Source organism: Mesorhizobium sp. M0830 (genome assembly GCF_040319965.1).
Taxonomy (GTDB): domain Bacteria; phylum Pseudomonadota; class Alphaproteobacteria; order Rhizobiales; family Rhizobiaceae; genus Mesorhizobium.
Map to the genome: position 1 here is coordinate 1 of NZ_JAMYOR010000112.1, position 7,822 is coordinate 7,822.

The window sequence follows — 7,822 nt, forward strand, 5'->3', positions numbered from 1 at the left end:
CGGTCCAGGCCCGGCGAGTGGGCTTTGAGCAGCACGTGTCCGAGGCGCTCCGGCCGCTGTTCGATGGTCGAGCTGACGAGCCGCCTACCGGTCCAGAGGAGCTTCTGCGACTGGAAAAGGGGTTTCGCGAGGTGCTTCAGCGAGGGCAGGATCATCAAGCCGCCTCGTCTTTTTTCAGCGATCCAAGAATGCCCGCTGGACGGGATGACCCCAAGGGAAGCGTGTCGGACGCTTTCGCAGCAGCCGGCTCTAGGCACGCCGTAGTTGAGGCCGCCGCCCCGCCAGTGTTAGCTGCCAGCCAACAGCAGATCCGGCCCTCGCCAGTTGCGTTTGACCGGCCGGTATCATCCTCGGCTGCTGCAGGCGTGCGCTTGTATGCCCCTTCGATGATCTCTCGGAAGACCAGTTCCGAAAACTGCGATCAGTTGCCCGCCTTGTGCTGCCGCCTCGCCGTCGAGGTCGAAACGCCCGCGAATCAATGGAAGGTCAGCGGGCCATGGGGGCAGAGTGCAACGGTGTCTACACCGCCTGTTTGAGGGGAGAGGTACACTTGGCTTTCCTGTTCCAGCAGCATCCGGCCGCACACCGACGCGATGGGGAGCTAGAATTCAACTCGGACCTTCGCAAGGCACGCACCGCGGCTCAAACGCCGTTCGTTTGGGAAAAATGGCTCAGTACCGACAAAGCTTCTGTAATGGCCCTAGTGGCCTCGGTTGCGCTCTTGGTCGCGATACAGTGGCAAGACCCCCAGATCAACGAGGCGGTCCTAAGCGAACTGCGGACGATTCAGATCAACTACGCATTGCTCCAGCGAGACGTCGCCCGCGCCGACATGGTATTGGACTTCCGTTCCGTTGCTTCTACCGGGCAAGCATTAAAAAGGAACCTTCAAAACTACCAACGCCTTGTTGAGATTTCGCCCAATGAGAGCTCCGGGGTGCACTCCAGGTTGGTTGCACAGCTCAAAAAGTCCCTCGAAAACACAGAAGCTGCCATCTCGAACTCGGCCGCGCAAAATGAGCTTCTGCAAAGCTCTCTCGTACGCTTTGCTCGCTCGGCTAATCGCCTTTGGGGGGGAGTGTCGAACAGGCCTGAATTTTCCAATCTGATCCTTCAATTTTCGGCCAGACCGGGATTCAGCCTCGCATTACAAATCGATCAGTCTCTCCGCCGACTTCCTCCTAGCCAGGACCAAGTCACGGAGGATGTTGCCCGCGAGGGCCGCGCTATCCTGTCCTCAATGTTGAGGTTGGACCGCGCTGTCAATCGGATCCCATCCTTCGACACGTTCGCCAAGGCTGCCGAATTGGAGCGAGAACATCTGAAAGCCTACAGCTTCGCCAGCGCGCAAGCGCAGCGTACACGGCTTTTCTTTGGCTTGGTGTCCATATGCCTCTGCTTGTTTGCGACCATTCGAGCCTCCACGCTGCATGTGCGGACGAACCGGTTGGAAAGGCGGTTAGAGCTTGAAGCGGCGATGAGTGAGATCGAAGCTTGTTTCATCGACAGTCAAGCAACGAAGGCTTCGCGGCGCTTCTCCACCGAAGCGGCGCTTAGACTCATTCAATGCGTTTTCGATGCGGATCAATGCGCGCTTGCTCTGGTGGATCCGAGTATCAGCAGGAATACCGAGTACTTTGTCGCGAACAAGCGCATGCGCGTCTGGAACGCCACGCTAATCCATGAAGTCGTCTCACTTGTACACCCGGAACAGCCAGTGTTTCGCGTCGTTCCGGCGTCGGAAGTGGTTCGGACTGCCGTAGGCACTACCGGTGTTTGTCAAATTGTTGGTTGCCGGGCCTCCGATCAGCAGGCTGCGGTTTGTATCCTTGTTTTTGAAGGAGATCGCTCACCACCCTCCACAGACGACCTCCTGGTTCTGGCGAGCGCTACTGTGCGTTTAGGCAACCATCTTGAAATGCAACGTGTACACACGGAACGTAACCTTTTTGAGAGTCGATGGGAGCATGCGGAAAGGCTGACGGCTGTCGGCACAATCGCAAGCGGCGTTACACATGAATTCAATAATGTTCTAGGAGCAATAGTCGGCTACGCAGAGATGGCTAAAGGTCTTGTGCGTCGCCCCTCGAGAATTCGGGGCCACATCGGCCAAATTATCTTGGCCAGCAACCGAGCCAAACTGATTATTGATCAAATTTTGTCACTAAGCCGAAATCGGAAGCGCGTGACGATGCCTTTCGACGTCTCGGAGAGTGTAATGGATCTCGCGCCATTGCTGCGGGTTACACTTCGTGCGGATGTTCAGTTGAACTTCAAGATCAACGAGTGGCAAACGGTGATCGAGGGCAGCCCGACCGAGATACAGCAGATCCTTATGAATCTATGCAAGAACGCGTCGGAGGCTCTCTTGAATGAGGGCCGTGTCGAGATTAGCGTTTCTCGCGCTCACGTCTGTCAAACGAAGCCCGTGGCTAAGGGCACCTTGAAACCGGGAGATTACGTTCTCCTCTCCATCAGCGACGATGGCCAAGGAATCGCAAGTTCGGTGCTTCCGCATATCTTTGAGCCCTTTTTTACCACGCGCTCTCGCGTCGGCGGGACCGGACTGGGTCTTGCTGCAGTGGACCGCCATGTGAGCGCGCTCGCAGGATGCCTTGACGTCACCTCGGCTGTTGGCCGAGGTACACGCTTCGATCTCTACTTACCGGCCTGCGCTGAGGAGCAGGTCAGAGCTGATAGCGCTTTCGGCCCATGCGATGGATCACTTGGCAACGGAGAAATCATTGCAGTCGTTGACCCCGATCCAGCAGCGTTGGAGATCTACAAGGATAAGATCGCCGCGCTGGGTTATAAGCCGGTCGGCTTCGCGACCTTCGAGAGTCTTTGCGACTGGATCGAGAGCGGGAAGGCAGCCGACCTCCTAATTTTCGATAAAGCGACTTTCCTCGGGCCAGGACAGCCCGAAGCTCTACGTACCACCCTGATGACGGTGCCCATCATCGTCGTTGGTGGAAGCGACCCCATGCCGATCACATCTGGTAATCAGACCTTCGTCCTTTGGCTAGCCAAACCGGTCTCGTCCAGGACGATGGAGCATGCAATTCGTAGGATGATAATGGCATGATGCCGCCGACGCGCTCAGGATACCGAGCTACCGAGGCAGTCGGAGGCGGAGCCGGCTGGGATCCAGCAAATACAAGAGCGTCGGACGATCTCTGCGCACCCGGCTCATGGCGAGTTCCCCTCGAACACCGTCGTCGGCTCCGCCCAAGGAAGGGCTCCCCGACCACGGCAAACCTGCCGCCGTGCTCGTGACCGTCAAGGACAAGTCGCCGCGCGATGGGGTCTGCGGGCCTCCATCCTTGACAAGTCACTGCGCGCTGGCGGCGACAGGCAACGGGTAATATAAGGTCGGGACGAGGAGATGGTCGCCAATCGGTCACGCAAGATGGTTGACGAAATGACTCGAGAGCAAAGCTTGACAATCATCGCCCCATTCACGCCAGACTTCTCCTGTGCGTTCATCATCGGCTACGGCTCCTCGCTGCCCCGACAAGGCTATCGCCGCCCGGCCGGGCAAGCGATATCCAAGGTTCCGACGTGTTCCTTTCATGCTAGATTGACCTAGGCCCCGGCAGGGCGGGAGCATGAGGCTGGGTTCTCGGTCGCGGATCTGTGAGGCAAGCACGGGGTAAGCGACGGCTCGACCCACCATTGGGAAGGCCGGCTTCGGCACGGAGGTGCGGCCTCGGCGTTGAGAGGCATCGGATCGGGTGTAGCAGGACTTTCGAACTAACTGCCGACAACACACTGGATAGGCTGTTCTCGTCGTTCGGTCCAGTTCACCAACGCCTATGTCGACATTTTACGGCGCTTCACTACTAACCGGGCACCGCACGATGGCAGCTCGTTCTCTCCGGCAAAAGATACCCCCTGTGTTAGCTTCCGTGTGTCTGCTTGCCCTCACCTGCGGGATACGTAACGCCATCCCTAAAAGCATCGAATGCGGCAGCGACAGCGCGAATCCCAAAGCGATGCTCCCGCCGTACGCGGACAAAACCGTTTTCGAAGTCCACTATTCCGTCCTTGGCCAGCATCGCCAAACGCTCATCTGAACCGCGAAGACGGATCGGATCAGATCCGTGGGCGACACAGATTGCCGGCACGTCAGCCTCGAAATCGCACATTAATCGCTCGATAATTGCGGCTCGCACGCGGTCGTCGTCTGTGAGGCGATGGCCCTTCGATGTAGCCAGTCGGCCAGCTGCGATGTGCTGGATGTAGGAATCCCGTGTAACTTCGTTTTGAACGTATCCCTGGCCGGTGCGGCCGATAGCCGACGCGCCGAAACCGATCAGGGTTCTGCAGGTGTCAGCCGAGTAGCCCAACGAGTTACGTCGCAGGCGACCTGTTTCCTGTGCCAGCGCGAGCTCGTCGTCCGGAAAGGCGAAATGGTCGAGCCCGATCTGTCGGTAGCCGGCGGCAATCAGCCTCACGGCGACAGCCGCATACTGTTCAGCGCGGGCAGCGCTGTCGGGAAGAAATTCCGCCTCGATGGGAGGCGCTGGTTCTTTATTTGGGATGGGATATGCGAGTAGCCGAACAAGGCAAGCCGGTCGGGGCGCATGGCGACCGCTGCCCTCGCCGTCTCGACCCACGACACCACCGTTTGACGCGGCAGGCGTCCCATGGTGATAACAAACCACCTTGCCGCTGAGCTCGCCTGTGTCTTTGCGTTATGCCAGTCCGTTCCGCTTAGATGTCTTGGCTGTTCCCGCCGAGACCTCACGCGCACCGTTTTATTCCCACCATCCCTCCCCGTCAGCTCCGCCTGGGAAATTCTGCCAGCTTGCCGGATCCGACGAGATAATGCAGCGCTGGGACGGACTTTGCTCGCCAGCTAGCGACCGTGGTGATCTCTGCCAAAAGGACGAGGCCATGAACGCGATCGGCGCTAACGGTGGCGGTTTGTATAAGCCTTGGGGTGGGAACTGGGCCTTCTATGCTGGCGCCACATACAAGCTCAACGAGACAACTTCGTTCTACCTTCGGCTCTCCCGGTGACCAGCTCTCAGTAGCGTCGCGGCAAACGTTGCCTATGGGCTTCTTTTCGATTTCACAGCTACGGCGACTCCAAACTCAGCAGTCGGCAAGATGGAAGCTTCCAACGGGAACTGCCCAATGCGAACAAGAAGAGCAGTGTCGGCAGTAATCCTGCGCCTCGAACGCTCATCCTAACGCCGTGAAGCGTAGAGCTCCGAGGTTGAGCAGACCAAGCCCGCAACACGCTCTAAAAAAACGGCGCATACAAGCCATCCGAGATTGCAGCCTAGCCTCGGGGCCGGACGTTGTTTCATATCAGACCGGTGGGGATGAAGCCTGCCATCCAGCACCCGGTCAGTTTCAGGTCAAACTTGAACTCCCAGTCGGGTCAGAACGCGATCAACTGGCAGTCCGACGCACTTAAAAATGACAAATGGATCGCCTGCTTTTGGGCCATCCATGGGGAATTCGGGCGCGAGAGAACAAGCTCACACAGCATAAGCGAAGCTCCAGGCGAATCTTGCGCTGGCCGAGGCAGAACCATGTTTAAAGCTGCCTGTTTTCCACCTCGAACCTGTCTGAGTCCGGCCGATCGTCATAGATCGGCCAAAGCATCGGCCAGATGGCTCCCCCAATTACGGTTTGTGCGTAGTTGTCAGTACGATAGGCCTGCCGAACATCGGCCATGATCATCATCGGCAGCATCGATTTGTGTCCAAGCCTGGCGACGTCGGCTGTTTTGGGCAAAAGCCTGCACTCGCGTACCGCAGCCAACCTCGCCCCATCTCGTGCGCATCATGAACACCTACTACAGCAACCTGATCGAAGGCCACGATACGCGCCCGCGCGACATCGAACGGGCGCTGGTCGGAATTTCGATCGAGACGAGAACCGCCGCAATCTGCAGCTCGAGGCGGCCGCGCACGTTCGCGTGCAAGCCGAGATCGACCGCCTGGCTGCCGATGGGCAGTTGCCGGAACCGGCATCGGTAGGTTTTCTTCGATGGCTGCATGCGGAATTCTACCGCGATGCGGAATCGCCCATGCTGACCATCAAGGGTTCCGGCCGTGAGTTCGTCATGGCGCCAGGTGAGTGGCGATCGAAGCCAGAGCATGACGTCGCCATCGGCCGGCATGAACCGCCTTCGAGCGATCGCGTCAACGATTTCATGCAATACTTTGCCATGCGTTATCGCTTCGATAAGCTGGGCAAGGCCGGACGCATCCTGACCATTCCTGCCGCGCATCACCGCTTCAACTACATTCACCCGTTTCCGGACGGCAACGGACGCGTCAGCCGATTGATGAGCCACGCCATGGCCCTCAGGCCGGGGTCGCCGCGCACGGGCTGTGGTCGATCTCACGAGGCTTGGCACGTGGCGTGAAAAGCCGAACGGATTACAAGAGCATGATGGATCATGCCGATATGCCCCGCCAGGGTGATCTCGACGGACGTGGCAACCTCTCCGAACGCGCACTCGGCGATTTTACCTTATGGTTCCTGCAGGCGTGTATCGATCAGGTGAGCTTCATGACCGGACTGTTCGATCTCGACACGTTGGCCAAGCGGCTGTATCGGCATGTGGAGCGCAGTGGTCTGAAGCCCGAAGCCGGCCGCCTCGTGGAGGAAGCGCTCACGCGCGGTGAGTTTGACCGCGGCGAGGCATCCCGTATTAGCGGACTACCCGAACGTACGGCGCGTCGAGTGTTCAATGACGTAATCGCGCTCGGACTATTGGCGTCGGAAACGCCAAAGGGCCCAGTGTCCCTACGCTTTCCGGCGGACGCTCTGGACGCGCTGTTTCCGAAGCTTTTTCCGGAAACGTAAGAGCATAGGGCGCTCACGATCTTAGGTCACTTCTCCTCGGAACCGGAAAGATTTTCACCGGATCACCCGCGGGTTCGTCATTCCGCGTTCTGAGACGCGGGAAAAGCCGGCGCACTAGAGCCGAGGCCGCCGATGCAGACATATTTGGTGTCGAGGTAATCCTCGATGCCCTGATGTCCGCCTTCCTTGCCGAGGCCGGATTCCTTGACGCCGCCGAAGGGTGCCTCCGGCGTGGTGATGAGGCCTTCATTGACGCCGACCATGCCGTATTTCAGCCCTTCCATGACGCGGAAGGCGCGGCCGAGATCGCCGGTGTAGAAATAGCAGGCGAGGCCGAATTCGGTGTCGTTGGCGAGCGCTATCGCTTCCTCTTCGGTCTCGAACTTGAACACCGGGGCGACCGGCCCAAAGATCTCTTCCTTCATGAAGCGCATATTGGGTGTCGCGTTGGCGATGACGGTCGGCTGGAAGAACGAGCCGCCGAGCGCATGGCGCTTGCCGCCGGCAACGATCTTGCCGCCCTTGGATGTGGCGTCGGCGATCAGTTCTTCGACCTTCTCGACCGCCTTCTCGTCGATCAGCGGCCCCTGCTGCACGCCGTCCTCGAGGCCGGAGCCGACCTTCAGCCCATTGCTGGCGGCAGCGAGCTTCTCGACGAACTTGTCATAGACACCAGCCTGGACAAGGAAGCGGTTGGTGCAGACGCAGGTCTGGCCGGAATTGCGATACTTGGCGGTGATCGCACCGGCGACCGCACGCTCGAGGTCGGTGTCATCGAAGACAATGAACGGCGCGTTGCCACCGAGTTCCATCGACACTTTCTTGACGGTGACCGACGACTTCTGGATGAGAAGCTTGCCGACTTCCGTCGATCCGGTGAAGGTGATCTTCGACACCAGCGGATTGGCGCAGATCTCGTCGCCGATCTCGCTGGCCGAGCCGGTCAGGATGTTGATGACGCCCTTCGGGAAACCGACTTCCTCGGCGAGCG

At 58.9% G+C, this 7,822-nt stretch carries 4 protein-coding genes and 1 pseudogene; 3 read left to right on the plus strand and 2 right to left on the minus strand.

Annotation, left to right across the window (positions count from 1 at the left end):
* Positions 1 to 550 precede the first annotated feature (550 nt).
* Positions 551 to 3,085 carry a two-component system VirA-like sensor kinase gene (locus NKI20_RS33065; protein WP_031204404.1) on the plus strand — a complete coding sequence of 845 codons (2,535 nt, stop codon included), beginning with the start codon at positions 551 to 553 and terminating at the stop codon, positions 3,083 to 3,085.
* Between the two features lie 814 nt (positions 3,086 to 3,899).
* Here the strand turns inward: NKI20_RS33065 and NKI20_RS33070 are convergent.
* Positions 3,900 to 4,642 (minus strand): annotated as a pseudogene (locus NKI20_RS33070) (oxygen-independent coproporphyrinogen III oxidase); the annotation flags it as partial.
* A gap of 1,047 nt (positions 4,643 to 5,689) precedes the next feature.
* Here NKI20_RS33070 and NKI20_RS33075 point away from each other — a divergent pair.
* Both NKI20_RS33075 and NKI20_RS33080 read left to right on the plus strand, forming a co-directional pair.
* The gene (locus tag NKI20_RS33075) at positions 5,690 to 6,388 is read left to right on the plus strand and encodes a Fic family protein (RefSeq protein WP_245264324.1); all 699 of its coding nucleotides are present in this window, start codon (positions 5,690 to 5,692) and stop codon (positions 6,386 to 6,388) included.
* 23 nt (positions 6,389 to 6,411) lie between these two features.
* Positions 6,412 to 6,831 carry a Fic family protein gene (locus tag NKI20_RS33080; protein WP_023737287.1) on the plus strand — a complete coding sequence of 140 codons (420 nt, stop codon included), beginning with the start codon at positions 6,412 to 6,414 and terminating at the stop codon, positions 6,829 to 6,831.
* Positions 6,832 to 6,908: 77 nt separating this feature from the next.
* On the opposite strand, the gene NKI20_RS33085 is transcribed toward NKI20_RS33080, so the two are convergent.
* The coding region (locus tag NKI20_RS33085) for an aldehyde dehydrogenase family protein (RefSeq protein WP_352838156.1) at positions 6,909 to 7,822 on the minus strand (914 nt) is incomplete at its 5' end.

Bases quoted from the DNA above. Each gene is read 5' to 3' on its own strand.
- NKI20_RS33075 (WP_245264324.1), top strand. From the start codon at position 5,690: ATGATCATCATCGGCAGCATCGATTTGTGTCCAAGCCTGGCGACGTCG.
- NKI20_RS33080 (WP_023737287.1), top strand. From the start codon at position 6,412: ATGATGGATCATGCCGATATGCCCCGCCAGGGTGATCTCGACGGACGT.